The 26,086-nt window shown below is 73.7% G+C and carries 23 protein-coding genes; 12 read left to right on the top strand and 11 right to left on the bottom strand.

All coding sequences use genetic code 11. From position 1 onward, the window contains the following. Positions 1-14 precede the first annotated feature (14 nt). Positions 15-656: a superoxide dismutase gene (locus tag AC07FV_RS01780; protein WP_383640926.1), complete on the top strand. Its 642-nt coding sequence runs from the start codon at positions 15-17 to the stop codon at positions 654-656. 186 nt (positions 657-842) lie between these two features. Next, the gene (locus tag AC07FV_RS01775; RefSeq protein ID WP_479083910.1) at positions 843-1,064 is read left to right on the top strand and encodes a hypothetical protein; all 222 of its coding nucleotides are present in this window, start codon (positions 843-845) and stop codon (positions 1,062-1,064) included. Here AC07FV_RS01775 and AC07FV_RS01770 read toward each other — a convergent pair. Beyond that, positions 1,051-1,689 (bottom strand): mycothiol-dependent nitroreductase Rv2466c family protein, encoded by a 639-nt coding sequence (locus tag AC07FV_RS01770; protein WP_356603425.1) that lies wholly within the window; start codon positions 1,687-1,689, stop codon positions 1,051-1,053. The genes AC07FV_RS01775 and AC07FV_RS01770 overlap by 14 nt on opposite strands. 145 nt (positions 1,690-1,834) lie before the next feature. Here AC07FV_RS01770 and pepN (AC07FV_RS01765) point away from each other — a divergent pair, with 145 nt between their 5' ends. From pepN (AC07FV_RS01765) to AC07FV_RS01755, 3 genes are all read left to right on the top strand, one after another. Further along, complete coding sequence (pepN, locus tag AC07FV_RS01765) at positions 1,835-4,423, top strand: aminopeptidase N (RefSeq protein ID WP_479083908.1); 2,589 nt, start codon at positions 1,835-1,837, stop codon at positions 4,421-4,423. Positions 4,424-4,664: 241 nt separating this feature from the next. Further along, the gene (locus tag AC07FV_RS01760) at positions 4,665-5,738 is read left to right on the top strand and encodes a hypothetical protein (protein ID WP_479083907.1); all 1,074 of its coding nucleotides are present in this window, start codon (positions 4,665-4,667) and stop codon (positions 5,736-5,738) included. Between the two features lie 359 nt (positions 5,739-6,097). After that, positions 6,098-9,391 carry a S8 family serine peptidase gene (locus AC07FV_RS01755; protein ID WP_479083906.1) on the top strand — a complete coding sequence of 1,098 codons (3,294 nt, stop codon included), beginning with the start codon at positions 6,098-6,100 and terminating at the stop codon, positions 9,389-9,391. Between the two features lie 72 nt (positions 9,392-9,463). Here the strand turns inward: AC07FV_RS01755 and AC07FV_RS01750 are convergent, their stop codons facing one another. Beyond that, positions 9,464-10,246 carry a hypothetical protein gene (locus AC07FV_RS01750; RefSeq protein ID WP_479083905.1) on the bottom strand — a complete coding sequence of 261 codons (783 nt, stop codon included), beginning with the start codon at positions 10,244-10,246 and terminating at the stop codon, positions 9,464-9,466. A gap of 1 nt (position 10,247) precedes the next feature. Then, complete coding sequence (locus tag AC07FV_RS01745) at positions 10,248-10,784, bottom strand: RNA polymerase sigma factor (protein WP_479083904.1); 537 nt, start codon at positions 10,782-10,784, stop codon at positions 10,248-10,250. 351 nt (positions 10,785-11,135) lie between these two features. Between AC07FV_RS01745 and AC07FV_RS01740 the strand changes: the two genes are divergently transcribed. Further along, positions 11,136-12,152, top strand: a complete 1,017-nt coding sequence (locus tag AC07FV_RS01740) for an aspartate-semialdehyde dehydrogenase (RefSeq protein WP_479083903.1) — start codon at positions 11,136-11,138, stop codon at positions 12,150-12,152. On the opposite strand, the gene AC07FV_RS01735 is transcribed toward AC07FV_RS01740, so the two are convergent. Continuing rightward, positions 12,149-12,652 carry a DUF1203 domain-containing protein gene (locus AC07FV_RS01735; protein WP_479083901.1) on the bottom strand — a complete coding sequence of 168 codons (504 nt, stop codon included), beginning with the start codon at positions 12,650-12,652 and terminating at the stop codon, positions 12,149-12,151. The two genes, AC07FV_RS01740 and AC07FV_RS01735, sit on opposite strands and share 4 nt — an antisense overlap. Positions 12,653-12,764: 112 nt before the next feature. Between AC07FV_RS01735 and pepN (AC07FV_RS01730) the strand changes: the two genes are divergently transcribed. Continuing rightward, positions 12,765-15,341 carry an aminopeptidase N gene (pepN, locus tag AC07FV_RS01730; RefSeq protein WP_479083899.1) on the top strand — a complete coding sequence of 859 codons (2,577 nt, stop codon included), beginning with the start codon at positions 12,765-12,767 and terminating at the stop codon, positions 15,339-15,341. Positions 15,342-15,456: 115 nt separating this feature from the next. Here the strand turns inward: pepN (AC07FV_RS01730) and AC07FV_RS01725 are convergent, their stop codons facing one another. The 3 genes from AC07FV_RS01725 to AC07FV_RS01715 are packed head-to-tail and all read right to left on the bottom strand — an operon-like array spanning position 15,457 to position 18,359. Further along, positions 15,457-16,392, bottom strand: a complete 936-nt coding sequence (locus tag AC07FV_RS01725; protein WP_479083898.1) for a LysR family transcriptional regulator — start codon at positions 16,390-16,392, stop codon at positions 15,457-15,459. 30 nt (positions 16,393-16,422) lie between these two features. After that, a complete protein-coding gene (locus tag AC07FV_RS01720) occupies positions 16,423-17,352 on the bottom strand; it encodes a DMT family transporter (RefSeq protein ID WP_479083897.1) in 930 nt (309 codons plus the stop codon). A 38-nt stretch (positions 17,353-17,390) separates the two neighbouring features. Further along, entirely contained in the window at positions 17,391-18,359 is a 969-nt protein-coding gene (locus AC07FV_RS01715; protein ID WP_479083896.1) for an EamA family transporter, read from the bottom strand. A 104-nt stretch (positions 18,360-18,463) separates the two neighbouring features. Here AC07FV_RS01715 and AC07FV_RS01710 point away from each other — a divergent pair, with 104 nt between their 5' ends. Beyond that, complete coding sequence (locus AC07FV_RS01710; protein WP_479083894.1) at positions 18,464-18,988, top strand: MarR family winged helix-turn-helix transcriptional regulator; 525 nt, start codon at positions 18,464-18,466, stop codon at positions 18,986-18,988. Positions 18,989-19,079: 91 nt separating this feature from the next. On the opposite strand, the gene AC07FV_RS01705 is transcribed toward AC07FV_RS01710, so the two are convergent. The 3 genes from AC07FV_RS01705 to AC07FV_RS01695 all read right to left on the bottom strand — a co-directional run bounded on the left by AC07FV_RS01705 (position 19,080) and on the right by AC07FV_RS01695 (position 21,851). Then, the gene (locus tag AC07FV_RS01705; protein ID WP_479083892.1) at positions 19,080-19,361 is read right to left on the bottom strand and encodes a hypothetical protein; all 282 of its coding nucleotides are present in this window, start codon (positions 19,359-19,361) and stop codon (positions 19,080-19,082) included. A 72-nt stretch (positions 19,362-19,433) separates the two neighbouring features. Further along, complete coding sequence (gene malQ, locus AC07FV_RS01700) at positions 19,434-21,536, bottom strand: 4-alpha-glucanotransferase (protein ID WP_479083891.1); 2,103 nt, start codon at positions 21,534-21,536, stop codon at positions 19,434-19,436. A 9-nt stretch (positions 21,537-21,545) separates the two neighbouring features. After that, positions 21,546-21,851 (bottom strand): hypothetical protein, encoded by a 306-nt coding sequence (locus tag AC07FV_RS01695; protein WP_356603455.1) that lies wholly within the window; start codon positions 21,849-21,851, stop codon positions 21,546-21,548. A gap of 295 nt (positions 21,852-22,146) precedes the next feature. On the opposite strand from AC07FV_RS01695, the gene AC07FV_RS01690 reads away from it, so the two are divergent. The 4 genes from AC07FV_RS01690 (at position 22,147) to AC07FV_RS01675 (ending at position 25,406) form a co-directional block, all read left to right on the top strand. Then, complete coding sequence (locus tag AC07FV_RS01690; protein WP_356603457.1) at positions 22,147-22,680, top strand: PadR family transcriptional regulator; 534 nt, start codon at positions 22,147-22,149, stop codon at positions 22,678-22,680. Next, positions 22,677-23,384 (top strand): ABC transporter ATP-binding protein, encoded by a 708-nt coding sequence (locus tag AC07FV_RS01685; RefSeq protein WP_479083890.1) that lies wholly within the window; start codon positions 22,677-22,679, stop codon positions 23,382-23,384. Before AC07FV_RS01690 ends, AC07FV_RS01685 begins: the two co-directional genes overlap by 4 nt. Next, positions 23,381-24,751, top strand: a complete 1,371-nt coding sequence (locus AC07FV_RS01680) for an FtsX-like permease family protein (RefSeq protein WP_479083889.1) — start codon at positions 23,381-23,383, stop codon at positions 24,749-24,751. Before AC07FV_RS01685 ends, AC07FV_RS01680 begins: the two co-directional genes overlap by 4 nt. A 70-nt stretch (positions 24,752-24,821) precedes the next feature. Continuing rightward, positions 24,822-25,406: a Uma2 family endonuclease gene (locus AC07FV_RS01675; RefSeq protein ID WP_479083888.1), complete on the top strand. Its 585-nt coding sequence runs from the start codon at positions 24,822-24,824 to the stop codon at positions 25,404-25,406. Positions 25,407-25,439: 33 nt separating this feature from the next. On the opposite strand, the gene AC07FV_RS01670 is transcribed toward AC07FV_RS01675, so the two are convergent. Further along, entirely contained in the window at positions 25,440-25,976 is a 537-nt protein-coding gene (locus AC07FV_RS01670) for an HNH endonuclease (RefSeq protein WP_356603465.1), read from the bottom strand. Positions 25,977-26,086 lie beyond the last annotated feature (110 nt).

The following is a 26,086-nucleotide window of genomic DNA, read 5'->3' as shown; positions in this document are numbered from 1 at the left end:
TGAGGGGATCCGCCATGCCCGTCTACACGCTTCCTGAACTGCCGTACGACTACTCCGCGCTGGCCCCCGTGATCAGCCCCGAGATCATCGAGCTGCACCACGACAAGCACCACGCGGCGTACGTCAAGGGCGCCAACGACACGCTGGAGCAGCTCGCCGAGGCGCGGGACAAGGAGACCTGGGGCTCGATCAACGGCCTGGAGAAGAACCTGGCCTTCCACCTCTCCGGCCACATCCTGCACTCGATCTACTGGCACAACATGACCGGGGACGGCGGCGGCGAACCGTTGGACAAGGACGGCGTGGGCGAGCTGGCCGACGCGATCGCCGAGTCCTTCGGGTCATTCGCCGGCTTCAAGGCGCAGCTCACCAAGGCCGCCGCGACCACCCAGGGCTCCGGCTGGGGCGTCCTGGCCTTCGAGCCGCTGAGCGGCCGCCTGATCGTCGAGCAGGTCTACGACCACCAGGGCAACGTCGGCCAGGGCGCCACCCCGATCCTGGTCTTCGACGCCTGGGAGCACGCCTTCTACCTCCAGTACAAGAACCAGAAGGTCGACTTCATCGACGCCATGTGGGCGGTCGTCAACTGGCAGGACGTGGCGAAGCGCTACGAGGCCGCCAAGTCCCGCACGAACACGCTGCTGCTGGCGCCGTGAGCGCCTGAGCCACCGGGTCGTCCTGCCTCGTGATCGTCTTCTCACCCTTCACGGCGGCAGGCGGAATGAGGGAAGCCCCCGCGAGGACGTGACTCGCGGGGGCTTCCTGTGGGGCCGACGGGAACAGGTGACCGCCCGGGCCCGGAGGCTTCCCGGTGGGAGGGGTTCCGGTCCACAGTGGCCCGCATGGGTCTTCCGATCAGGCGGTGTCCCAACTGCGGGGACACGGACCAGGCCTTCCGGCCGCTCGACGACGCGGAGCGGGCGTACGCCCTGGGACGGGTGCCCAGGGCGGACCTGGGCACCTACCGGCGCTGCGCCCGTACGGGGTGCGTGCGCGTGCAGTCCTACTTCAACTGGCGGTCCGGCTTCGATCTGCCGGACTCCTTCCGGCCTACAGGTTGCTGAAGTCCGGCCCCTTGGTGCGGGTGCGCTTGATCTCGTAGAAGCCGGGGACGGAGGCGACGGCCAGGGTGCCGTCCCAGAGCCGGGCGGCGTCCTCGCCCCGGGGCGCGGGGGTGACGACCGGGCCGAAGAAGGCGACCTGCTCGCCGTCGGCGCCGGGGACGGCGATGACCGGGGTGCCGACCTCCTGGCCGACCTTGTCGATGCCCTCCTGGTGGGAGGCGCGCAGCTGCGGCTCGTACGGGGTGGAGTCCCAGTGGTCCAGGAGGGACTCGGGCAGGCCGACGTCCTTCAGGGCGGCGGCGACCGTCTCCTTCTCCGGGCCCTCGCCCTGGTTGTGGAAGCGGGTGCCGAGCGCGGTGTAGAGATCGCCGAGGACCTCGGGGCCGTGCTCCTCCTGGGCGGCGACCACCACGCGGACCGGGCCCCAGGCCTTGGTCTCGAGCATCTCGCGGTACTCCTCGGGCAGCTCGTCGAGCTTGTCCTCGTTCAGGACGGCGAGGCTCATCAGGTGCCAGCGCACCTGGATGTCCCTGACCTTCTCCACCTCCAGCACCCAGCGGGAGGTCATCCAGGCCCACGGGCACAGCGGGTCGAACCAGAAGTCGACGGGAGTCTTCTCCGACATGTCTCTCCTCAGGAGGTGGCGCAACCGTGCTTTTCTCCTGCCAACCCACCGGTCACTCCCGCCATTCCCGGCTGCCGCCCGTCAGGGCCGCATGGCAGGATCGGTGCTGTCCGCATACTGAACACCACCCGAGGGAGTGCCGCCCGTGCCCGGTGAGAATCTGTCCCGCGACGAGGCCCGGGAGCGGGCCGCCCTGCTCTCCGTCGACGGGTACGACGTGTCCCTCGACGTGCGCTCGGCCACCGGCGACGCGGAGGGCGACGGCCCCCGCACCTTCCGTTCCGTGACGACGATCCGCTTCCGCTGCAACGAGCCGGGGGCGAGCAGCTTCGCCGACCTGATCGCGCCGAGCGTGACCGCCGTGTCCCTCAACGGCCGCGACCTCGACCCGAGCGAGGTCTTCGACGGCACCCGGATCGTCCTGGAGGACCTGGCCGCCGACAACGAGCTGGTCGTCGACGCGCGGTGCGCCTACTCCCGCACCGGCGAGGGACTGCACCGCTTCGTCGACCCCGAGGACGGCGAGGTCTACCTCTACACCCAGTACGAGCCGGCCGACTCCCGCCGCGTCTTCGCCAACTTCGAGCAGCCGGACCTGAAGGCACCCTTCCGCTTCGAGGTGCGGGCGCCCGAGGAGTGGACGGTGTGGAGCAACGGCACCGGGGAGCGCTCCGACAAGGTGTGGCGGTTCGCGGAGACGAAGCCGATCTCGACGTACATCACCTGCGTCGTGGCGGGCCCGTACCACTACGTCACGGACCGCTACGAGCGGACCTTCGAGGACGGCACCCGGCTGGAGATCCCGCTCGGCGCCCTGTGCCGCAAGGGGCTGGCGCCGCACTTCGACGCGGACGACGTCTTCCTGGTCACCAAGCAGGGCCTGGACTTCTTCCACGACCACTTCGACTACCCGTACCCCTTCGGCAAGTACGACCAGGCCTTCGTGCCGGAGTACAACCTCGGCGCGATGGAGAACCCGGGGCTGGTGACCTTCCGCGAGGAGTTCATCTTCCGGGGCAGGGTCACCCGGGCGTCCTACGAGGGCCGCGCCAACGTGATCCTGCACGAGATGGCGCACATGTGGTTCGGCGACCTGGTCACCATGGAGTGGTGGGACGACCTGTGGCTCAAGGAGTCCTTCGCCGACTTCATGGGCACCTTCGCGAACGTCGGCGCGACCCGCTTCAAGGACGCCTGGATCACCTTCGCCAACCGCCGCAAGGCCTGGGCCTACCGGGCGGACCAGCTCCCCTCCACCCACCCGATCACGGCCGACATCCGTGACCTGGAGGACGCCAAGCTGAACTTCGACGGCATCACGTACGCCAAGGGCGCCTCCGTGCTCAAGCAGCTGGTGGCGTACGTCGGGCAGGACGCCTTCCTGGAGGGCGCCCGGCGCTACTTCAAGCGGCACGCGTACGGCAACACGCGCCTCGGCGACCTGCTGTCGGTGCTGGAGGAGACCAGCGGGCGGGACATGAGCGCCTGGGCGCGGTCCTGGCTCCAGACGGCGGGCGTCAACGCGATGACCCCGCAGGTGCTGCTGAGCCCCGAGGGGCGGGTGGACGAGCTGGCGGTGGTGCAGGAGGCCGCCGAATCCCACCCCGAACTGCGCCCGCACCGGGTGGCGGTGGGCCTGTACCGGCGCACCGGCGAGGGCGCCCTGGAGCGGTACGCGCGCGCCGAGGTGGACGTCGACGGACCGCGCACGGTGGTGGCGGAGCTGGCCGGGGCCGAGGCGCCCGAGCTGGTCCTGGTCAACGACGACGACCTGACGTACTGCAAGACCCGCTTCGACGAGACCTCGCTGGCCACGCTGCGCGAGCACCTGGGCGCGCTGACCGACCCGCTGGCCCGTGCCCTGTGCTGGTCGGCGCTGTGGAACATGACGCGGGACGCGCTGCTGCCGGCGCGGGACTTCACCGGCCTGGTGCTGCGCTTCGCCGGGCGCGAGTCGGACATCGGGGTCCTCCAGATGCTGCACGCCTGGGCGCACTCGGCGCTCGTGCACTACGCGGCTCCCGAGTGGCGGGAGACCGGCGGGCGGCTGCTCGGCGAGGGCGCGCTGCGGGAGCTGCGGGAGGCGGCCCCGGGCGGCGAGCAGCAGCTGGCGTGGGCGCGGTTCTTCGCGGCGGTGGCCGGCGACGAGGCCGGACTGCGGTTGCTGCGCGGCCTGCTGGACGGCACCGAGAAGGTCGACGGCCTGGACGTCGACCAGGAGCTGCGCTGGGCGTTCCTCCAGCCGCTCGCCGCGCACGGCCACGCCGACGAGGGCGTGCTCGCCGCCGAGCTGGCCCGGGACGACACCGCCTCCGGCAAGCGGCACCAGGTGCGCTGCCTGGCGGCCCGGCCGTCGGCGGCGGTGAAGGCGCAGGCCTGGGCGCAGGTGGTGGAGTCGGACGCGTTGTCGAACGCGCTGGTGGAGGCGACCATCGCGGGCTTCGCGCAGCCCTCGCAGCGGGAGCTGGTCGCGCCGTACGCCGAGAAGTACTTCGCGGCGATCGAGCGGGTCTGGGCCGAGCGGTCCATCCAGATCGGGATGGACGTGGTGCGGGGGCTGTTCCCGTCCCTGCGGGACTCCCGGGACACCCTCGACGCGACGGACGCGTGGCTGTCCGCGCACGAGGACGCCGCGCCCGCGCTGCGCCGGCTGGTGCTGGAGGCGCGGGACGACCTGGCGCGGGCGCTGCGGGGCCAGGCGTGCGACGCGGCGGCGGCCGGCAGCCGCCGCTGAGCCGTTGATCCCGGACCGCTGATCCCGGAGCGATGAACAGGCCGATCTTTGGCCAATGATTGGGCTCTCCGTCATCGTTACGGAATTCGGTCACCGGCAGCCGTAACCCCTGGGCCGCACGCCGACGGACCAGGGGTTTTCGGCATCCGAACACCCGTCCTTTAGGGCGGCCTTGTCCGGATTGTGCGATGGGCTTGTAACAGCGGTTAAGGGACGGATCGGGCGCGGGAAGGTCCCGGTCATGACGCACAACACCCCGCTCTCCCCCCGCCCGCTCCACCACCTCGCCGAAGGCCGGCGCCGCCTGATGACGGTCACTCAGCTGCGGGCGCACGGTGTCTCCGTCGCCGAGACCGAGGAGCAGTGCCGTCCCGGCGGGCCCTGGCAGCAGCTCCTCCCCCATGTCGTCCTGCTCCACGCGGGCCCGCCGACCAGCGAGGAGCGCCTGCACGCGGTGCTGATGTACGCCGCGCGGGAGCGCACCGCGACGGCCGCCGGCTCCCCCGCCGGCGTCCCGGCCTCGGTGCCGGTGCAGCCGGGCGGGCGCGAGCGGCCCGTCCCGGCCTACGCGGAGGCGATGATCACGGGGCTGGCCGCACTGACGCTGCACGGCTTCCGCGCCGCACCCCCGCTGCCGTCCCTGGACGCCATCGACGTCCTGGTGCCGAGGCTGCGCCGGCTGCGCACGACGGGCTGCGCCCGCATCGTCCGGACCACGGCGCTGCCCACCGCCGAGCACGTCACCGGGGTGCCGGTGGCGCCGGTGGCGCGGGCGCTGGCCGACGCGGTGGCGGGGCTGTCGGACGCGGACGTCGTCCGCCTGCTGCTGACGGAGGCGGTGCGCGGCGGGCACTGCGAACCGGCGGCGGTGGTACGGGAACTGAGCCGGGCCCGGCTGCTCAGCCGTCCGCACGTGGTGGACGCCGTCGACTCGCTGGTCGCCGAGGGGCGGGCCCTCGCGGAGCGGCGCCTGTACCGGATGGTGCGCGAGCACGGTCTGCCGGAACCGGTGTGGAACGTCGACCTGCGGCTGCCCGGCGGCCCCCACCTCGGCGGGGTGGACGCCTACTGGCCCGAGCACTCCGTGGCGCTGGAGCTGGACACCCGCGCCCACCGGCAGCAGGACGACGACGCCGAGTGGGCCGAGCACGCCCGCAAGCGCGAGCACCTGGAACGACTGGGCGTCACGGTCGTGCACCTGACGCCGCGCAAGCTGCGGGACGGTGCGGAGCACCAGGCGACCGTCGTACGTACCGCGTTGATGGCGGCCGCGGACAGGGAACCCGCCGCGTACGTCGTGGTGCTGCCCCGGTAGTGACGGACCGGGGCGGTCGCCAGGAGGGGAGAGGAGGGGCCGCCGGGTTTCCGGCGGCCCCTCCTCGCGCACGCGGCCCCTCCTCGGGCACGCGGCCCGGGTCCTCGCGGACGCGGCCCGGCAGCGCGCTCCACACGGCGACGCCGACCCACGGGAATGTCACAGGACACCCCTTACGTCCCCGGTGGCGCATGGCGGAAGTACGCCATGGCTTCGCCCCGTCCCGGACAACTCTCCCCAAAGAGTGATCCGTTGCGTAAAGCTGAGCGGTCGTCCGGGATCGTATTCCGGACTGCCCGCGGCCAGCACCGATCGGCCCCGGTCGTCCACGCACGTTCCTTTACCTACAAGGGATGCCGATGACCCACACCCCTCAGCGCGCACCGATCACGGGCGCGAGACGCGCGGCCCGCCTGACCGTGGCCACGGGCCTCGTCGCCGCGCTCTGTGCCGTCGGACCGATACCCGTGGCCCTCGCCGCCGACGGTCCGGGCACCGCCCCGCCGGTCGACACCTCCGTCAAGTCGGCGCACGACAAGCTCGGTTCCGCCGACGCGGACCTGCTCGCCGAGGCGAAGGCCGAGGGCACGAAGAACGTCACCATGATGGTGGCCACCGCGCCGGGCCGGACCGAGCAGGTGGCGCAGCAGCTCGACGCGGTCGGCGGCGGCTCCGTCGGCCGCACCTACGACGCGCTGGGCTACGTCCGCGCCACCGTGCCCACCGGCAAGGCGGACGCGGCCATCGCCGCCGCCGCGAAGCTCTCCTCCGTGCAGGGCATCGACCTGCGCGACGAGATCCCGCTGGACGACCCGACGCCGGCCGCGGACGCGGCGAAGGGCGCCGCGCGGCAGGGCCGCTCCTACCCCGCGCCGGACCGCAGGACGCCCGCCGAGAACCCGTACAACCCGTCCTTCGAGACGGGTGCCGTCGACTTCGTGAAGAAGAACCCGAAGGCGGACGGCCGCGGCATCACCATCGGCGTCCTCGACTCGGGCGTCGACCTCGGCCACCCGGCGCTCCAGAAGACCACCACCGGCGAGCGCAAGATCGTCGACTGGGTCACCGCGACCGACCCGGTCGTCGACGGCGACCGGACCTGGCGCCCGATGGACACCGCCGTCTCCGGCCCGACCTTCACCTACGGCGGGGAGACCTGGACGGCCCCGGCGGGCTCGTACCGGGTCAGCACCTTCCTGGAGTCGTACACCCTCGGCGGTGACGCGGCGGGCGACGCCAACCGGGACGGCGACACCACCGACTCCTGGGGCGTGCTGTACGACAAGGCGGCCGGCACCGTCCGCGTCGACCTGAACGGCAACCACGACTTCGCCGACGACACCCCCATGAAGCCGTACAAGGACGGCTTCCAGGTCGGGTACTTCGGCACCGACGACCCGGCGACGGACGTGGCCGAGCGCCAGCCCTTCGTCGTCGAGATCCGCGAGGACGTCGTCCGCAACGCGGCCGGGGACAAGGCCGACTTCGTCAACATCGGCGTCATCGAGGGCTCGCACGGCTCCCACGTGGCCGGCCTCACCGCCGCCAACGGCCTGTTCGGCGGGCGGATGAACGGCGCGGCCCCCGGCGCGAAGATCGTCTCCTCGCGCGCCTGCACCTGGAGCGGCGGCTGCACCAACGTCGCGCTCACCGAGGGCATGATCGACCTCGTCGTCAACCGGGGCGTCGACATCGTCAACATGTCGATCGGCGGCCTGCCCGCCCTCAACGACGGCAACAACGCGCGCGCCACGCTGTACACGCGCCTCATCGACACCTACGGCGTCCAGCTGGTGATCTCCGCGGGCAACTCCGGCCCCGGCGCCAACACCATCGGCGACCCGGCCCTCGCGGACAAGGTGATCTCGGTCGGCGCGTCCATCTCCCGCGAGACCTGGGCCGCCAACTACGGCTCCGTGGTGAGCAAGAAGTACGCGATGATGCCGTTCTCCTCGCGCGGCCCGCGTGAGGACGGCGGCTTCACGCCGACGCTGACCGCCCCCGGCGCCGCGGTGAACACCATCCAGACCTGGGCGCCCGGCGCCCCGGTCGCCGAGGCGGGCTACGCCCTGCCCGCCGGCTACGGCATGCTCCAGGGCACCTCGATGGCGTCCCCGCAGGCCGCCGGCGCCTCCGCGCTGCTCCTGTCGGCCGCGAAGCAGGCCGGCGTCGACCTCACCCCGGCGAAGCTGCGCACGGCGCTGACCTCCACCGCCGACCGCATCGCGGGCGCGCAGGCCTACGAGCAGGGCGCGGGCCTGATCAACGTCCCCGACGCCTGGCGCGCGATCCGCAAGGGCGCCACCGCGCACGAGTACACGGTCCAGGCGCCGGTCGACACCGCGATCGACCAGTTCCTGAAGACCCCCGGCCGCGGCACCGGCCTCTACGACCGCGAGGGCGGCCTGAAGGCCGGCGGGAAGAAGACGTACGAGATCACGCTCACCCGTACCTCCGGCGCCGACCAGGCGATCCGGCACGAGCTGCACTTCGAGAACAACGCCGGGCGCACCTTCCGGATCGTCGGCTCGGACGTGGTGCGGCTGCCGCTGAACGAGCCGGTGACCGTCCGGGTGGAGGCCAGGCCCGGCTCACAGGGGATCAAGAGCGCGGTCCTGGAGGTCGACGACCCGCGCACCGAGGGCACCGACAAGCTGGTCCTGACCACGGTCGTCGCCTCGGCCCCGCTCGCCTACGACTTCTCCGCGAAGGACTCCGTGCAGCGCAACAGCACCGAGTCGTACTTCGTGACCGTCCCCGAGGGCGCGCAGGCGCTGGAGGTGGCGATGAGCGGGCTGAAGAACGGCAGCCAGACCCGGTTCATCGCCATCCACCCCTACGGCGTCCCGGTCGACAACACCTCCACGCCGTACTGCTACAACAACTACCTCGACGGCAACGGCTGCCGGCCCGACGTACGCGCGTACGCCGACCCGCAGCCCGGCGTCTGGGAGATCGAGGTCGAGTCGCGGCGCACCTCGCCGCTGCTGGACAACCCGTACCGGCTGGACGTCGCCGTCCTCGGCGCCGGCTTCGACCCCGAGGTCGTGACCGTGCCCGAGGCGAAGGCCGGTGTCCCGGCCGACGCGTCCTGGAAGGTGACGAACCACTTCGCCCCGATCGAGGGCCGGCTGACCGGCGGGCCGCTGGGCTCGGCCGAGACGGCCCGTCCGGCGATCCGGCAGGGTGAGACGCGGACCTCCACGGTCCAGGTGCCCGAGGGCGCCGAGTCGCTGGACGTGGCCATCGGCGGCGTCTCCGACGCGGCCGCCGACCTGGACCTGACGGTGTACGACGAGGACGGCAACGTCGTCGGCCAGTCCGCCGACGGCGACTCGGAGGAGACGGTCTCGCTGCCGAAGCCGGCCGCCGGCGCCTACACCGTCGAGGTCGTGGGCTACGCGGTGCCGTCGGGCACCACGGAGTACGACTACCGGGACGTGTACTTCGCCGCCTCCCTCGGCTCGGTCGCGGTGGAGGGCTCGGCGCCGGTGAAGCTCGGCACGGGCGCCTCGGCGACCGTCACCGGCAGCGTCACGGCGCTGGCCGCGGCCCCCGAGGGCCGTGAGTTCTTCGGCCGGGTCCAGCTGGTGAACGCCCACGGCACCGCCGCGGGCCTCGGCAGTGTGCGGATCGGGAAGGTCGTGCCGTAGTCCGGTACGACACCCCGGAGGGCGGGCGCTCCGCGGGGCGCCCGCCCTTCGCGCGTCCCGGACGCCCGGAGGTCAGTCGCAGGTGAGGGTGCGGGCCTCGGGCAGGGACGCGGTGATCCGGGCACCTTCGGCGGCGACGGCCGCCTCGCCGGTGATCACGGTGTCCGCGGTGTCGCCGTACCGGGGGACGCCGATCAGCGCGTGGTCCCCGGCCGACAGGCGGGCCGTGGTGTCGTCCAGGACGAAGGTCATCGGCTCGTCCGCCGGGTCCGCCGTCGCAGTCGCGTCCACCGTGTCCGCCGGGTCCGGCCGTCCCTCCGGCTTGTAGGAGCGGGTCACGTCCAGGGTGATCCGGTGCCTTCCGGTGCCCGGCAGGGGTTCGGCGCCGGTCACCGTGCCCTCGGCCACCACCCGTGCGCAGGCCAGGTAGCGGGGGCTGCCGAAGGCGATCCCCGCCTCGGCGGAACCGGCCCGTTTGTCGTCGGCGGCGGCGCTGCCGGCCCCCGTGTCGGCCGTGCCGCCGCCGCCCTGCACGACCAGCCACCCCAGCCCCGTCATCAGCGCGCCGGCGCAGGCCACCGCGAGGGTGCCGAGGGCCAGGGCGAAGGGACGGCGCCGGGAGCGGCGGGCGGGCCGCGTCACCGGGGTGGCGTCGCGGGCGGGGGGCGGCTCGCCCAGCGACCGTCCGAGGGCGCCCAGCTGCTCGCGCAGCAGCGCCACGTCGGCCGTCGCCGACCGGTACGCGGCTTCAGCGTCCGCGTCCGCCCCGGGCGGCAGCGGCTCACCCGTGATCGCGGCCATCAGCGCGTCGTCCCCCGCGGGATGCTGCCCGGCGGGATGCTCTCCGGCGGCCATCTCACACCACCTCGTCCTCGTGCAGGCGGGCCCGCAGTGCCCGTACCGCCGTGTGCAGCCTGCTCTTGACCGTGCCCTCGGGTATCCCCAGCTCCTCGGCGATGCCGCGCACCGGAAGATCGGCGTAGAAGCGCAGGACGACGACCTGGCGCTGGGCGTCGGGCAGCTCGTCCAGGCCCTGGGCGACGGCGAGGGAGAGCACGCTGGTGTCCTCCCCGGAGGGGTGCTCCGTCTGGCGCAGCGCGGCGAGGCGCTCACCCAGCCGGTCCTGGCGGCGCCTGGCCCGGTGCCAGTCCATGGCCAGGTTGGAGGCGACGACCGCCGCCCACGCGGACACGTCGCGCGGCGCCTCCCGTCCGCTCGCCGTGCGCTCCAGCAGCCGCAGGCGGACCTGCTGCACCCCGTCCGGCAGGTCCGCCTGCGGCACCCCGCCGAGCGCGAGCACCGCCCGCACCCGGCGTTCCTGGGCCGCGTCCAGGGGGTCGTCGAGCACGGCCTCCCCCTGACCGCGGCGGGCCCTTCTGCCCAGCACAGCCACCCCTCCCCTCGCCGCGTTTCCCCTAGGACGCCGGCGGGGCCCGAAACGTTCGCCCGTACGGGCCGCTTTCGGATGCGAGGCGTATGTCACATCGTCGTGTGGGTCCGGAGGGGATGGGCAGGGACGGAACAGCACAGCTTGCGGCGCGGTGGCCGCCCGAGGGGAATTTCTGCAGCTCAGCGGGGGCTTCCCGGGCAGGACGGTGCCCGCTGACCGCGGTGCCGCGTCCCACGGTGCGGGCACCCCGCGCAAAGAAGTGGACAGGCGGGCCGGACTGAGCCCCATGATGGAAAAGTCTCGGCCGAGCACAACGCACGTGGAGACACGGGCACGAACGGAGAAGGAGTCACTGTGAGGGTCGGAATCGTCGGAGCCACCGGTCAGGTCGGCACGGTCATGCGCAGGATCCTCGTGGAGCGCGACTTCCCGGTCACCGAGCTGCGCCTGTTCGCCTCGGCCCGCAGCGCCGGCAAGGAGCTGGACGGTGTGACGGTGGAGGACGCGGCCACCGCCGACTACTCCGGCCTGGACATCGTGCTGTTCTCCGCGGGCGGCGCCACCTCCAGGGCGATGGCCGAGAAGGTCGCCGCCCAGGGCCCGGTCGTGATCGACAACAGCTCCGCCTGGCGCCTCGACCCCGAGGTCCCCCTGGTGGTCTCCGAGGTGAACCCGCACGCGATCGCCGACCGCCCCAAGGGCATCATCGCCAACCCGAACTGCACCACGATGGCCGCGATGCCGGTGCTGCGTCCGCTGCACGCCGAGGCGGGGCTCCAGGCGCTGGTCGTCGCCACCTACCAGGCCGTGTCCGGCTCGGGCCTGGCCGGCGTGGACGAGCTGTTCGAGCAGGTCCAGAAGGTCGGCGCGGACGCGCCCAAGCTCACCCACGACGGCTCGGCGGTGGAGTTCCCGAAGCCCGACAAGTACGTGGCGCCGATCGCGTACAACGTGCTGCCGCTGGCCGGCTCGATCGTCGACGACGGCTCGCACGAGACCGACGAGGAGCACAAGCTCCGCAACGAGTCCCGCAAGATCCTGGAGATCCCGGAGCTGAAGGTCTCCGGCACCTGCGTGCGGGTGCCCGTCTTCAGCGGTCACTCCCTCCAGATCAACGCCCGCTTCGCCCGCCCGGTCAGCGTCGAGCGCGCCAAGGAGCTGCTGGCCGGTGCCCCCGGCGTCGCGCTCACCGAGGTGCCGACCCCGCTGGAGGCGGCCGGCCAGGACCCCTCGTACGTGGGCCGCATCCGCCAGGACGAGACCGTCGACAACGGCCTCGCGCTGTTCGTCTCCAACGACAACCTGCGCAAGGGCGCGGCCCTGAACGCGGTGCAGATCGCGGAGCTGGTGGCGGCGGAGCTGAAGGGCTAGTCGCGCCGCACCTCGTGGGGGAACCAGCCCCGCCGCACCTCGTAGAGGAAGCAGCCGTACTCGACGGCCCGGACGTGGACGAACTCCACGGCCGGGTCGTCGAACGCTTCCCGGAGGGCGGGCGCGAACCCGTCGGGGTCCCCGACCAGCCGCCCGCCGAGGATGCGCCCGTCGCCCGAGTAGCGGCGCAGGACCCGGTGCGCGCCGGTGAAGGCGAGGCCGTCCGCCTCCGGCCCCGCGCACTCCTCGGCGTGGACGAAGACCGGGCCCTGCTCGTCGTAGGCGCCCGGGTCGGCGCCGGCCGCCGCGGCCCAACGGCGCAGCGGGGCGTACGAGACGAGCGCGATCCTCTCCCCGGGGCGGCTGCGGCGCAGGCAGCAGCGCAGCGGGGCACCGCCCTCCCGGTCGGTGAACGGGGCGGGGACACGGCCCGCGTCGTCGGTGGTGCGCAGGTCCTTCAGGACGGCCGGTGGAACGGGCCGTGCGGTGTGGTGCTGCATGGCCCCAGGCTCGCGCCCGCCCGGGGCACGCACCGGCGGGAAATGGACATCGCGTTCGGTACGCGCCACGTGGAAGGATGGCGCAACCCACACATAACGAGGAGATGACCGCGTGCCTGGCACAAACCTGACTCGCGAAGAAGCGCGGCAGCGGGCGGAGCTGCTGACCGTTGACTCGTACGAGATCGAACTCGACCTCACCGGCGCGCAGAGCGGCGAGGGGACCTACCGGTCCGTGACCACGGTGCGCTTCGACGTCGCGGAGACCGGCGACGGCGGCGCCGCGTCCTTCATCGACCTGGTCGCGCCGACGGTCCACGAGGTGACGCTCAACGGCGACGCCCTCGACCCCGCCGAGGTGTTCCAGGACTCCCGCATCGCGCTGCCGGGGCTGCTGCCGGGCCGCAACATCCTGCGCGTGGTCGCGGACTGCGCCTACACCAACACCGGTGAGGGCCTGCACCGCTTCGTCGACCCGGTCGACGACCAGGCCTACCTCTACACGCAGTTCGAGGTGCCGGACGCGCGCCGGGTCTTCGCCTCCTTCGAGCAGCCCGACCTGAAGGCGACCTTCCAGTTCACGGTGCGGGCCCCCGAGGGCTGGACGGTCATCTCCAACTCGCCGACACCCGAACCGCAGGACGACGTCTGGGTCTTCGAGCCGACCCCGCGCATCTCGACGTACATCACGGCGCTCATCGTCGGCCCGTACCATTCCGTCCACAGCGTGTACGAGAAGGACGGCCAGTCGGTGCCGCTCGGCATCTACTGCCGGCCCTCGCTCGCCGAGCACCTCGACGCGGACGCCATCTTCGAGGTGACCCGGCAGGGCTTCGAGTGGTTCCAGGAGAAGTTCGACTACGCGTACCCCTTCGCCAAGTACGACCAGCTCTTCGTGCCGGAGTTCAACGCGGGCGCGATGGAGAACGCGGGCGCGGTGACCATCCGGGACCAGTACGTGTTCCGTTCGAAGGTGACGGACGCCGCGTACGAGGTGCGGGCGGCGACGATCCTGCACGAGCTGGCGCACATGTGGTTCGGCGACCTGGTCACCATGGAGTGGTGGAACGACCTGTGGCTGAACGAGTCGTTCGCCACCTACGCCGAGGCCGCCTGCCAGGCCGACGCGCCCGGCTCGAAGTGGCCGCACTCATGGACGACGTTCGCCAACCAGATGAAGACCTGGGCGTACCGGCAGGACCAGCTGCCGTCCACGCACCCGATCATGGCGGACATCAGCGACCTGGACGACGTGCTCGTCAACTTCGACGGCATCACGTACGCCAAGGGCGCCTCGGTGCTCAAGCAGCTCGTCGCGTACGTCGGTGAGGACGCGTTCTTCCAGGGCGTTCAGGCCTACTTCAAGCGGCACGCGTTCGGCAACACCCGCCTGTCCGACCTGCTGGGCGCGCTGGAGGAGACCTCCGGCCGCGACCTGAAGACCTGGTCGAAGGCGTGGCTGGAGACGGCCGGCATCAACGTGCTGCGCCCGGAGATCGAGACGGACGGCGAAGGGGTCATCACCTCCTTCGCCATCCGCCAGGAGGCCCCGGCGCTCCCGGCCGGCGCCAAGGGCGAGCCCACGCTGCGCCCGCACCGCATCGCGATCGGCGCCTACGACCTGGACGCGAACGGCAAGCTGGTGCGCGGCGACCGCGTCGAGCTGGACGTGGACGGCGAGCTGACGGCCGTGCCGCAGCTGGTCGGCAAGGCCCGCCCGGCGGTGCTGCTGCTCAACGACGACGACCTGTCGTACGCCAAGGTCCGCCTGGACGAGCAGTCGCTGGCCGTCGTCACCGAGCACCTCGGCGACTTCACCGCGTCGCTGCCGCGCGCCCTGTGCTGGGCGTCGGCCTGGGACATGACCCGGGACGCCGAGCTGGCGACCCGGGACTACCTCTCGCTGGTCCTCTCCGGCATCGGCAAGGAGTCCGACATCGGCGTGGTGCAGTCGCTGCACCGCCAGGTGAAGCTGGCCATCGACCAGTACGCCGCCCCGGCCGCCCGCGAGACGCTGCTCACCCGCTGGACCGAGGCCACGCTGGCCCACCTGCGGGCCGCAGAGGCGGGCAGCGACCACCAGCTGGCGTGGGCGCGTGCCTTCGCGGCGACGGCCAGGACGCCGGAGCAGCTCGACCTGCTGGACGCGCTGCTGGACGGCACGACGACGATCGAGGGTCTGGCCGTCGACACCGAGCTGCGCTGGGCGTTCGTGCAGCGGCTGGCGGCCGTGGGCCGGTTCGGCGGTTCGGAGATCGCGGCCGAGTACGAGCGGGACCGCACCGCCGCCGGTGAGCGCCACGCGGCCACCGCGCGGGCCGCCCGCCCGACCGAGGCGGCCAAGGCGGAGGCCTGGGAGTCGGTCGTGGAGTCCGACAAGCTGCCGAACGCCGTGCAGGAGTCGGTGATCGCCGGCTTCGTCCAGACCGACCAGCGCGAGCTGCTGGCGGCCTACACGGAGCGGTACTTCGAGGCGCTGAAGGGCGTCTGGGAGTCCCGTTCGCACGAGATGGCGCAGCAGATCGCGGTCGGTCTGTACCCGGCGGTGCAGGTGTCGCAGGAGACCCTGGACCGCACGGACGCCTGGCTGGCCTCCGCCGAGCCGAACGCGGCCCTGCGCCGCCTGGTCTCGGAGTCCCGTTCGGGCGTCGAGCGCGCCCTGCGGGCGCAGGCGGCGGACGCCGCGTAGCCGTCCGCTCCCTGAGGGGCGTCCGGTGCCTCGCGGCACCGGGCGCCCCTTCGCCGTCCCGGCGGTGTGCGGGTGACCGCCGGTCGGCGGCGGTGTCCCGGGCCGCTCCGACCGCCTACCCGGGGGCCCGCGGTCCGCCGGGGCGGGGCGCCGCGGCCGTGCGGAGGGCGGCCAGCACCCTGCCCACCGCCGTGCCCACCCCGGTGCCCTCCCCCGCTCCCCTGCGCACGGCCGCCACGACGTGCCGGACGGGACGGTCCGCGCGCAGCTCGCGCATCACCACCCCGTCCCGCGGCACCGCGGCCATGCGCGGTACCAGGGCGACCCCCATGCCCGCTTCCACCATGGCGAGGATCGCCGTCCACCCGGCCGCCGTGTGCGCCTGCTCCGGCCGGAACCCGGCCGCCTCGCAGGCTCCCCGCGTGATGTCGGACCAGGGCCCGCTGCCGCCGAAGATCCACGGCTCGGTGGCGAGGTCGGCCAGCCGCAGCCCCTGCGCGCGGGCCAGCGGGTGGTCGCCGGGCAGGGCGACGTCCAGCGGGTCGGCGAGGAGCGGGACGCGGGTGAAGCGGGGGTCTGCGGCGGTGGGCGCGTGGGCGGCCAGGGACAGGGCGAGGTCCACGTCCCGGGCCGCGAGCAGCTCGTACGCCTCCTGCGCCTCGGCCTCCCGCACCCGCACCGCGATGTCGGGGTGCGTCGTCCGCAACGCGGTCACGGACGGCACGACCAGGGCGGGCACGGCGGTGGAGAAGGCGCCGACCCGCACCTCACCCGCCTCGCCCCTCAGGTGGGCCGCGAGTTCCGCGTCCGCCTTCTCCAGCCGCTCGAACACCGCGTCGGCGTGGCGCAGCACGAGGTGGGCCGCGTCCGTGAGCCGGACCCGCCTGCCCTGGGCCCGGAGCAGCTCCACGCCGAGTTGCCGGGAGAGGTTCGTCAGCTGCTGGGAGACGGCGGACGGTGTCATGCGCAGTGCCTCGGCCGTCGCGGTGACCGTGCCCCGTTCCCGCAGCGTCCGCAGGATGTGCAGCTTGCGGATGTCCCAGTCGGCCATGGCGGCCAACCTATCCGCGCCCGGCTCCGGTCACCGGCGCGCCCCCGCGCCGAGGACGACGCCGCCGAGGATGAGGGCCATGCAGCCGGCCTGCGCCCAGCCGGTCGGCTCGGCGAGCAGCGCCCAGGACAGCAGGGCCACGCACACCGGCTGGAGGTAGTAGACGATCCCGGCGCGGGCCGGGCCGATCAGGGCGATCGCCTTGTTCCAGGCGAAGAAGGCGACCGCGGAGGAGGCGACGCCGACGTAGAGGAGGGGCAGGACGGTCCCCGGCGCCGGGCTGAAACCGCCCTGGACGGCGAGGCTGATCCCCTGGGCGGGCAGCAGCAGGACCGTGCCGAACAGGAACGTGGTGAAGAGGAACCCCGCGCCGTCCAGGCCGGCGGGCCTGCGGCGCAGCAGCGCGCTGTACGAGCCGAAGCAGCAGGCGGCGACGATCATCCACAGGTCACCTGCCGAATAGGACGCCCCGCCGCCGACCAGCAGCAGCACGCCCGCGCAGGCGACGAGGAGCCCGGCGACGCGGCGGGCGCCGAGCCGTACGCCGCCCGCCCGTTCGAGGACCGCCATCAGCACCGGGGAGGCCGCCATGATCATGCCCATGTTGGCGGCGGGGGTGGTGACTCCGGCCTGGTTGACGAGGGTGTTGTAGACGGCCACGCCGAGCAGGGAGGCGAGGAGCACGAAGCCGAGGTGGCGCCGGATCAGCGCCCGCTGCCGCCAGGCCCGCCGGGCGCCGAACGGGGCGACGACGGCGAGGGCGATCACCCAGCGCCAGAACGCGTGCTGGACGGGCGGGACGCTGTCGCCGAGGGCCCGGGAGGTGACGAAGCTGCCGGACCAGACGACGGTGGCGAGTACGGCGAGTCCGATCCCGAGGGCGACGGGGGCGGGCGGCCCGGAGACGCGGGCAGGGGTGGGCGCGGGGGCGGTGGTGGTCCGGCGGTCGGCTACGGCCACGGAGGTCCTTTCGGCGGGCGGTGGCGTGGGTGGTGGCCCTACCGTCGCAGCGCCGGACCCGTCAGGTCCATCGAGTCTTTTCGACCGTTCTGTGAAGCAGAACTGAAAGAACGGGAGGAAGGACGGGCAGACGGCCGGGCGGCGGCCTTCGCGCCCGGCGCGAGCTGGCCCGCGAGGGTCGCCCCGAACGCCAGCGCCATGCCCGCCGTCTGCACCGGCGTCAGGGCCTCCCCGAGTGCCGCCCAGCCGACGACGGCGGCGGTCAGCGGGGACAGCGGACCGAGGAAGGTGACCTGGGTGGCGGTCAGCCGCCCGATGCCGCGGAACCAGAGCCAGTACGCCACCGCCGTGCCGGCCAGCGCCAGGTAGAGGTAGCCGCCGACCGCCGCGCCGTCCAGCGCGGGCGGGGGCCCCTCGGCCAGGAAGGCGACCGGGGCGATGAGCAGGCCGCCCGCGGTCAGCTGCCAGCCGGTCAGCGCGAGCGGGCCGACGCCCTCGGGACGGCCCCACCGCTGGGTCAGCACGATGCCGGCCGACATGGAGACGGTGGACGCGAGCGCCGCCAGCACGCCGAGCGTGTCCAGCGTGCCGGCCGCCTGGAGCACCACGAGGCTGACGCCGAACGCGGCGACGACCCCGGACAGCACGGACCGGGCGGCGGGCCGCTGCCCCAGCAGGAGTGCCGAGAGCGCGACGACGCACAGCGGACCGGCCGAACCGACCGCGGCGGCCGTGCCGCCCGGCAGCCGGTAAGCGGCGAGGAACAGCAGCGGGAGGAACATCCCGATGTTCAGCGCGCCCAGCACTGCGGCCTTCCCCCACCAGGCGCCCCGCGGCAGCACCCGGGCGAGGGCGAGCAGCAGCAGCCCGGCGGGCAGGGCGCGCATCAGCGCGGTGAACAGGGGCCGGTCGGGCGGCAGGAACTCGGTGGTCACCGCATAGGTGGTGCCCCAGGAGACGGGAGCGAGGGCGGTCAGGGCGATGAGGACGGGACGGTTCGCGGGCATGGGGAGCCCCTCCAAGTCGGTCGGCAATAAGTAGCTTACCGCTAAGCTACTTATTGCGAAGCAACTTTCTTGCGGGCGACCTGCCGACCGTCGATACTCGGTCCATGAGCGAGCACCTCCAGCAGCGCACCGAGCGGCACCGGGACCCGGTCGACGCGATCATCGGCCAGTGGGCGGAGGTCCGACCGGACCTCGACACCGCGGCGATGGAGGTCTTCGGCCGGATCAACCGGCTCTCGCGCGCGATCGGCGACCGGATGGAGAAGGCCTACGCGCGCTTCGGCATCGCCCGCGGTGAGTTCGACGTCCTGGCGACGCTGCGCCGCTCCGGGGAGCCGTACGCGCTCTCGCCCCGGCAGCTCTCGGCGACCCTGATGCTCACCACCGGCGGCATGACGGGGCGCCTCGACAAGCTGGAGCGGGCCGGGCTGCTGTACCGCTCCCCCGACCCGCACGACCGGCGGGCCCTGCGGGTCACCCTCTCCGACGAGGGACTGCGGCTGGTGGACGAGGCGGTCGGCGCGGGTCTCGCCGTGCAGACCGAGGCGCTGTCCGCCGCCCTGGACGCCGGACGGACCGGGCAACTGGCCGACCTGCTGCGCGACCTGCTGGCCGCCACCGAGCGGTAGCGGGCCCCGCGCACGCCGAGGGCGCCGGTCCCGCGCACACGGCGTGCGAACGGTGGGACCGGCGCCCTCGGTGGAGAAGGTGCGGTGGCGGTCAGGCCTTGGCGTCGGCCTTGGGCCGGGTCTTGATGTTGCGGGAGGTCACGCGGTGCTCCTCCTTGGACTTGTCCAGCACCATCACCAGGCCCGCGATGATCACGAACAGCGCGATGGGGGCCAGGACGTAGAGACCCAGCGTCTCGACGACGCTCAGGCCGGTGCCGGGGTCGTCGCCGTCGTCGCGGGTCAGCGCGAGCGCGGGGGACGACATGAGCAGCATCATCAGCGTCGTACCGGCTGCCAGGGCGCCGGCGCGCAGGGCGTTCTTCTTGTCCACGGTGCAAAGTTAGCGAACGGCCGTCGGGGGCGCGCGCCCGGGGTGCCCGTACGGGGCCGCGGCGCGCGCCGCTCAGCCGCCCGCGCGGTCCCGCACCACCTCGATCAACGCATGCAGCCGGGGGGAGGCGGCCAGGTCCTCCAAGGTCAGGGGGCGGCCGTCGGCGTCGGCGACGGGCAGCCGCCAGTTCGGGTACTGGTCCCAGGTGCCGGGCAGGTTCTGCGGGCGGCGGTCCCCGACGGCGTCCGGGAGCCAGATCCCGGCCATCCGGGCGGGGGTGCGCAGCAGGAAGCGGTGGACGGCCTGGATGCCCGCCTCCTCGGAGGGGGCACCGGGGTCACCGCCGGTGGCGTCCATCAGGCCGAGCCGGGCCAGGACCTCCAGCCACTCGGCCGTGTCCGCCGCCGCCTCGGCCCGCTCCTCCTCCAGCGGGCGGGTGAGGAGGCCGAGGCGGTCGCGGAGTTCGACGTGCTCGCCGGTGAGACGGGCGGCGGTGGACGGCAGGTCGTGGGTGGTGGCGGTGGCCAGGCAGTCGGCACGCCACCGCTCGGGCGGCAGGGGACGGCCGTCGCCCGCCCAGTCCCGCTCGAACCAGAGCACCGAGGTGCCCAGCACCCCGCGCTCGCGCAGCGCCTCGCGCACACCGGGCTCCACGGTCCCCAGGTCCTCGCCGATGACCACGGCGCCGGCCCGGCCGGCCTCCAGGACGAGGACGGCGAGCATCGCCTCGGCGTCGTAGCGGACGTAGGTGCCCTCGGTGGGCGGATGGCCCTCGGGGACCCACCAGAGCCGGAACAGACCCATGACGTGGTCGATGCGCAGGGCTCCGGCGTAGCGGAACAGCCCCCGCAGCAGGCGCCGGAAGGGCGCGTATCCGCAGGCGGCCAGGCGGTCGGGGCGCCAGGGCGGCAGGCCCCAGTCCTGGCCGCGGGCGTTGAAGGCGTCGGGGGGCGCGCCCACCGACATGCCGGCGGCGAAGTACTCCTGCTGCGCCCACGAGTCGGCGCCGCGCGGGTGCACGCCCACGGCGAGGTCGTGGACGATCCCGACCGGCATGCCGGCCTCGCGGGCCGCGTGCTGGGCGGCGGTGAGCTGGGTGTCGGTGAGCCAGGTGAGGCGGGAGTGGAAGTCGACGCGGTCCATCAGCTCGGTGCGGGCCCGGTCGGTGTCGGCCGATCGGGGGTCGCGCAGGCCCTCGGGCCACCGGTGCCAGTCGGGGCCGTGGATCTCGGCGAGCGCGCACCAGGTGGCGTGGTCCTCCAGCGCGGTGCCCTGTTCGGCGAGGTAGTCGCAGTAGGCGGCCCGGCGGCCGGGGCCGAGGGGCACCTCCAGGAGCAGCTCCGCGGCCTCGCGCTTGAGGTCCCAGACGGCGTCCCGGTCGATCAGGGCGCCCTGCTCCAGGACGGCCTCGCGCAGCCGTCCGGCCCGCTCCCGGAGGGCGCGGACGCGCTCGGGTCCGGTGACGTACGCGAACTCGGGCACGTCCTCGATCCGCAGGTGGACGGGGTCGGGGAAGCGGCGCGAGGAGGGCCGGTACGGGGACGGGTCGGTGGGTGCGCCGGGTACGGCCGCGTGCAGCGGGTTGACCTGGACGAACCCGGCGCCGAGGGCGCGTCCGGCCCAGGCGGCCAGTTCGCCGAGGTCGCCGAGGTCGCCCATGCCCCAGGAGCGGCGGGAGAGCAGCGAGTAGAGCTGTACGAGGAGCCCGTAGGAGCGCGCGGCGGGGACGGGCAGCCGGGCGGGCGCGACGATCAGGTGGGCGCCGGCGGTCCGGCCGTCGGGCGCGGTGGCGGTCAGCCGGTGGACGCCGGGCGGGAGCCGGTCGGCGTCGACGCGGGTCTCGCCCTCCTCGGTCTCGACGCGGAGCCGGGTGCCCGCGGGCAGGGCGGCCAGGGCGGCCGGGGTGCCGCCGTCGCTCCAGGCGACCACGGTGGGCGGCAGCAGGCGCTCGCGCAGCTCGGTCTCACGGGCGGTCAGCGCGGCGCGGACGGCCTCCGGGGTGCCCGCGTCCACGCCCAGGGCGGCCAGCGCCAGGACGACGGCGGTGGCCGAGGCCGCGACGGTGCGGTCCGGCGACGGGCTGTAGGAGGTGGCGACGCCGTGCAGGGCGGCGAGCCGGGTCAGATCCTCGGGAAGGGTCTCGGCGGGCGGCTCGGCCGGCCGGGCTGCTGGCATCGATGACCTCTACGACCTCGTGGGTTCCGGGACGGCGAAGGAGGGGCCGCCCTGCTCCGGCACGTCCGCCGTGAGTTCGGGCGAGGACTCGCTGGTCAGGGGCACGGCGTCGGCGAACGGGGACTCGCTGGTCAGGGGCTCGGCGTCCGGCAGCGGCGGTTCGCTCGTGAGGGGGGTCTCGGCGCAGCTTCCGGTGGCGCCGAAGACGCAGTAGTGCGGGGTGTCGGAGGCGGCGGAGGGATCGGACCAGGGTGTGGACGGCTCCGCCACGGGTTTGGACGGGGCCGGGAGCAGCAGGGGTGCCGGTGCAGCCACGGGATTCTCCTTCGGTCGAGCGGTGTCGGTCCTCGGCGGGCTCTGCCGAGCACGCTTTCGGCGGGTAACGGCAGCCCTACCCAGTCCGCGCGCGGACAGACGCCTCAGTACCGACAACGTGCTCCTGGTCACATCGCACCCCCAGGAATTCTTCTCGTATGTACGTGAAACACCCACCTAACCCGTTCGCGCATCACCCAAACCGGTCACGGGAGCGAGCGCCGTCGACCCGCGAGGACCAGAAAGATCCGCCAGCTATTCACTCCGTACATGTACTCAGTGAATACTGGGCGCCATGAGCACCCGTCACATCCTGCTGGGGCTGCTCGCCTCGGGGCCGAGCCATGGCTACGACCTGAAGCGACGCCACGACGAACGCTTCCCCCAGGCCCGTCCGCTGGCCTACGGGCAGGTCTACACGACCCTCCAGCGCCTGGTCCGGGACGGCCTCGCGGAGGTCGACGGCACCGCGTCCGACGGCGGCCCGGAGCGGACGGCGTACCGCGCGACGGCCGAGGGCACGCGCGAGCTGGCGCGGTGGGCGGGCGAGGTCGCGCCGCCCGCGCCCTTCGTGACGAACGAGATCTTCGCCAAGGTCGTCGTCTCGATCCTCACCGGCGCGGACGCGGGCGCCTACCTGCTGGCCCAGCGCGCCGCCCACATGGAGCGGATGCGGGAGCTCACGGCGGTCAAGACGGCCTCCGGCACGGACCTGGCGACCGTGCTCTCGGCCGACTACGGCCTCAACCACCTCGACGCCGACCTCCGCTGGATGACCACCACGGCGGCCCGGCTCACCACCCTGACCGCGGAGGTCCGCACAGCATGACGAGCGGGGACACGAACGGGACCACGGCGGGGCCGCTGCTGGCGGCCCGCGACCTGGTGAAGGTCCACGGCAGGACCGAGGCCCTGCGCGGTGCCTCGGTGGACCTGCGGGCCGGCGAGATCCTCGCCGTGACCGGGGCCAGCGGCAGCGGCAAGTCGACGCTGCTGCACTGCCTGGCCGGGATCGTCCGGCCGGACGCCGGGTCGGTGACGTACCGCGGTGAACGGCTGCAGGAGCTGCCGGAGAAACGGCTGAGCACGCTGCGCCGCACCGACTTCGGCGTCGTCTTCCAGTTCGGGCAGCTGATCCCGGAGCTGACGGCGCTGGACAACGTGGCACTGCCGCTGATGCTGGCCGGCACCGGCCGCGCCGAGGCGCGGGCGCGGGCCGGGGAGTGGCTGGAGCGGTTCGGGGTGCGCGGGCAGGGGGAGTCGCGGCCCGGCGAGATGAGCGGAGGACAGGCGCAGCGGGCGGCGCTGGCCCGCGCGCTGGTCACCGGCCCCAAGGCGGTCTTCGCGGACGAGCCGACCGGGGCGCTGGACTCGCTGGCGAGCGAGCAGGTGATGACGACGCTGACGCACACCGCCCGGGAGACGGGCACGGCGGTGCTGCTCGTCACGCACGACGCCCAGGTGGCGGCGTACGCGGACCGCGAGGTCCAGCTGCGGGACGGCACCGTGGCACCGCTGGGGGTGGCGGCGTGAGCGCGTGGGACACGGTGGTGACGGACGTCCGGCTGGCCCGGCAGCTCGTGCGCGGGTCGGACCGGCGGGAGTGGTGGCGGATCTCGCTCACGGCGGCGGGCGCCGCGCTCGCCACGGGGTGCGCGCTGGCAGCGGTCACGCTCGCGTCGGTCCCCGAGGGTCACACGGTCTCCGCCTTCCACGGTCTGCTGAGTGGCGCGGGGACCCGTGCCGGGGTGATCACCGGTCTGCTGCTGTTGCTGGTGCCGGTGCTGGCCTTCCTCGGTCAGTGCGCCCGCATCGGCGCCGTACACCGCGACCGGCGGCTGGCGGGACTCCGGCTGGCCGGGGCGACGCCGTGGCAGGTGCGGCGGATCGCCGCGCTGGAGACGGGGCCGGCCTGCCTGGTGGGCTCGTCGGTGGCGACCGTCTTCGGCGTCCTGCTGCTGCTCCGCCTGTGGAGCGCGACGACCGCGCAGACCTGGGTGGGGATCACCCTGGTCGCGGTCGCTGTGCCGGTGCTGGGCGCGGTGGTGGGGGCGCTGGCACTGCGCCGGGTGGTGGCCTCGCCGCTGGGCCTGGTGCGCCGGGCCGGCCCGGGTACGGGACGCGGGCCCGCGCTGCTGTTCCTCGGTGCGCTGCTGCTGGTGGCGGTGGCGGCCCTGCTCGCGGGGGCCACGACCGGCTCCGGTCCGGGCGGAGGGCACCGCTGGCGGGCTCCCCTGACCGTGTTCGCCCTCGTCGTCGCGTTCGGCGCCGGCTCGGTGTGGCTGTCCGGGGCCGCGGCGCGGCTCACCGGGCGGCTGCTCGCCGGGCGGGCCCGGACGGCGGCACCGCTCGTCGCGGCCGGGCGCCTGCGTGACGACCCGTGGGCGCCGGCCCGCAGCCACGCGGCGGTGATGCTGGTGACGGTCGCCGGAACGGTCCTCCTGTGCGTCCGGCACGCGATGCTCACCGAGCTGCGCACCCGGGAGTACCACCTCGGCGCCGACCTGGAGTACTACACGACCGGCCTGGACCTGGCCGGCGCCGCCGTCCTCCTCGGTCTGGCGATCGCCCTGTCCGGACTCGCCGTGGGCACCGCCGAGTCCCTCACCTCCCGGCGCCGGACGCTGGCCGCCCAGGTCGCCGCGGGAGTGCCGCGCGCGGTCCTGAACCGGGCGCTGCTCCTGGAGACGGCCCTCCCGCTCGCCCCCGCCCTCCTGCTGGCCGGCGCCGGGGGCATGGCGGCGGGCGCCTGGTACTCGTCCCTCACCGGCGCCGGCTCGCTGCCGTGGACGGCGCTGCTGGTCGCTCCCGCGGTGTACACGTCCTGCCTGCTGTCGGCGGCGACGGCCCTGCCGCTGCTGGGGCGGTCGGTGCGGCCGGGGGAGCTGCGGTGGGCCTAGAGGCCGCGGGGAGCACCGCATTTCCCCTACGCTGGGCAGAAGTGGACCCCTGCACCATCGGAGGAGCCCTGTGACCGTGACCGCCGACCGGCCCCAGATGACCACCCATGAGTTCGAGGAACTCGCCGTCCATGCCGCCCGGAGCATAGAGGGCGCACGGCTCGAGTTCATCAACGGACACCTTGGGGGGAAGGCCGTGCCTGACGGCGACCACGGCAGCATCATCGAATGGCTCACACGCGTCTGCATGCAGCAGCGTCCGGAACTGTGGCTCGACTCTCACCAGGGCCTGAGCGTAGAGACCTACCGCGAGGGTCGCGCGCGGCCCGACGGCTCCCTGACCCCGAGCCACGCCTTCGCCGGCGCGGGCGAATGGGCCGACCCCACCCCCGTCCTCATGGTCGTCGAGGTCACCTCCTACGACTCCGACACCGACCGGCGCGACCGCGTCGAGAAGCCGCGCGCCTACGCCGAGACCGGCATCCCGGTGTACCTGCTGATCGACCGGGACACCTGTGAGGTCAAGGTGCACAGCCGGCCGGACGGCGGGCGCTACGAGACCGTGCAGACGCTGCCCTTCGGCAAGCAGGTCGCCCTGCCCGAGCCGGTCGGGATCGTTCTGGAGACCGGGCCGCTGAAGAACTGGGTGCGCTGACCCGCCCGGCCGCGCAGGCGAAGGCCCGGACCGTCAGGCGGAGATGCCGTCGATCCGGGCCATGGCGTCCTCCGCGCCGTAGGGCTGCAAGTACGGCAGCCAGCGCGGGTCCCGGTGGCCCGTGCCGATGATGCGCCAGGCCAGGCCGGTGGGCGGGGCCGGTTTGTGGCGCAGCCGCCAGCCGATCTCCCCGAGGTGGCGGTCGGCCTTGACGTGGTTGCAGCGGCGGCAGGACGCCACCACGTTGTCCCAGGCGTGCAGGCCGCCGCGGCTGCGCGGGATGACGTGGTCGACGCTGGTGGCGACGGCACCGCAGTACATGCACCGGCCTCCGTCCCGGGCGAAGAGCGCCCGGCGGGTGAGCGGGACGGGCCCCCGGTAGGGGACCCGCACGAACCGCTTGAGCCGGACCACGCTGGGTGCGGGCACGGTGACGGTCGAGCTGTGCAGGTAGGCGCCGGACTCCTCGAGGCAGACGGCCTTGTTCTCGAGGACGAGGACGAGCGCGCGGCGGAGCGGTACGACGCCGAGTGGCTCGTACGACGCGTTGAGGACCAGGACATGCGGCACGGATGCCTCCTTGTACGCCGGCGGCGCGTGGCTCGCGCCGGGACGATCCGTAGTCAGTCTCTCCTCATGGCCGCGGGAAGCGCCACCATGTCCCGGTAACGGGCTGGGAG

Source organism: Streptomyces sp. NPDC045956 (genome assembly GCF_056430705.1).
This window is presented reverse-complemented; position numbering and strand designations above follow the sequence as displayed.

Coding starts and splice junctions, on each gene's coding strand:
- malQ (WP_479083891.1), bottom strand. CDS start 21,536: ATGCCAGCAGCCCGGCCGGCCGAGCCGCCCGCCGAGACCCTTCCCGAG.
- AC07FV_RS01735 (WP_479083901.1), bottom strand. CDS start 12,652: ATGCAGCACCACACCGCACGGCCCGTTCCACCGGCCGTCCTGAAGGAC.
- AC07FV_RS01715 (WP_479083896.1), bottom strand. CDS start 18,359: ATGCCCGCGAACCGTCCCGTCCTCATCGCCCTGACCGCCCTCGCTCCC.
- AC07FV_RS01780 (WP_383640926.1), top strand. CDS start 15: ATGCCCGTCTACACGCTTCCTGAACTGCCGTACGACTACTCCGCGCTG.
- AC07FV_RS01725 (WP_479083898.1), bottom strand. CDS start 16,392: ATGGCCGACTGGGACATCCGCAAGCTGCACATCCTGCGGACGCTGCGG.
- AC07FV_RS01755 (WP_479083906.1), top strand. CDS start 6,098: ATGACCCACACCCCTCAGCGCGCACCGATCACGGGCGCGAGACGCGCG.
- AC07FV_RS01750 (WP_479083905.1), bottom strand. CDS start 10,246: ATGGCCGCCGGAGAGCATCCCGCCGGGCAGCATCCCGCGGGGGACGAC.
- AC07FV_RS01775 (WP_479083910.1), top strand. CDS start 843: ATGGGTCTTCCGATCAGGCGGTGTCCCAACTGCGGGGACACGGACCAG.
- AC07FV_RS01770 (WP_356603425.1), bottom strand. CDS start 1,689: ATGTCGGAGAAGACTCCCGTCGACTTCTGGTTCGACCCGCTGTGCCCG.
- AC07FV_RS01685 (WP_479083890.1), top strand. CDS start 22,677: ATGACGAGCGGGGACACGAACGGGACCACGGCGGGGCCGCTGCTGGCG.
- AC07FV_RS01690 (WP_356603457.1), top strand. CDS start 22,147: ATGAGCACCCGTCACATCCTGCTGGGGCTGCTCGCCTCGGGGCCGAGC.
- AC07FV_RS01710 (WP_479083894.1), top strand. CDS start 18,464: ATGAGCGAGCACCTCCAGCAGCGCACCGAGCGGCACCGGGACCCGGTC.
- AC07FV_RS01760 (WP_479083907.1), top strand. CDS start 4,665: ATGACGCACAACACCCCGCTCTCCCCCCGCCCGCTCCACCACCTCGCC.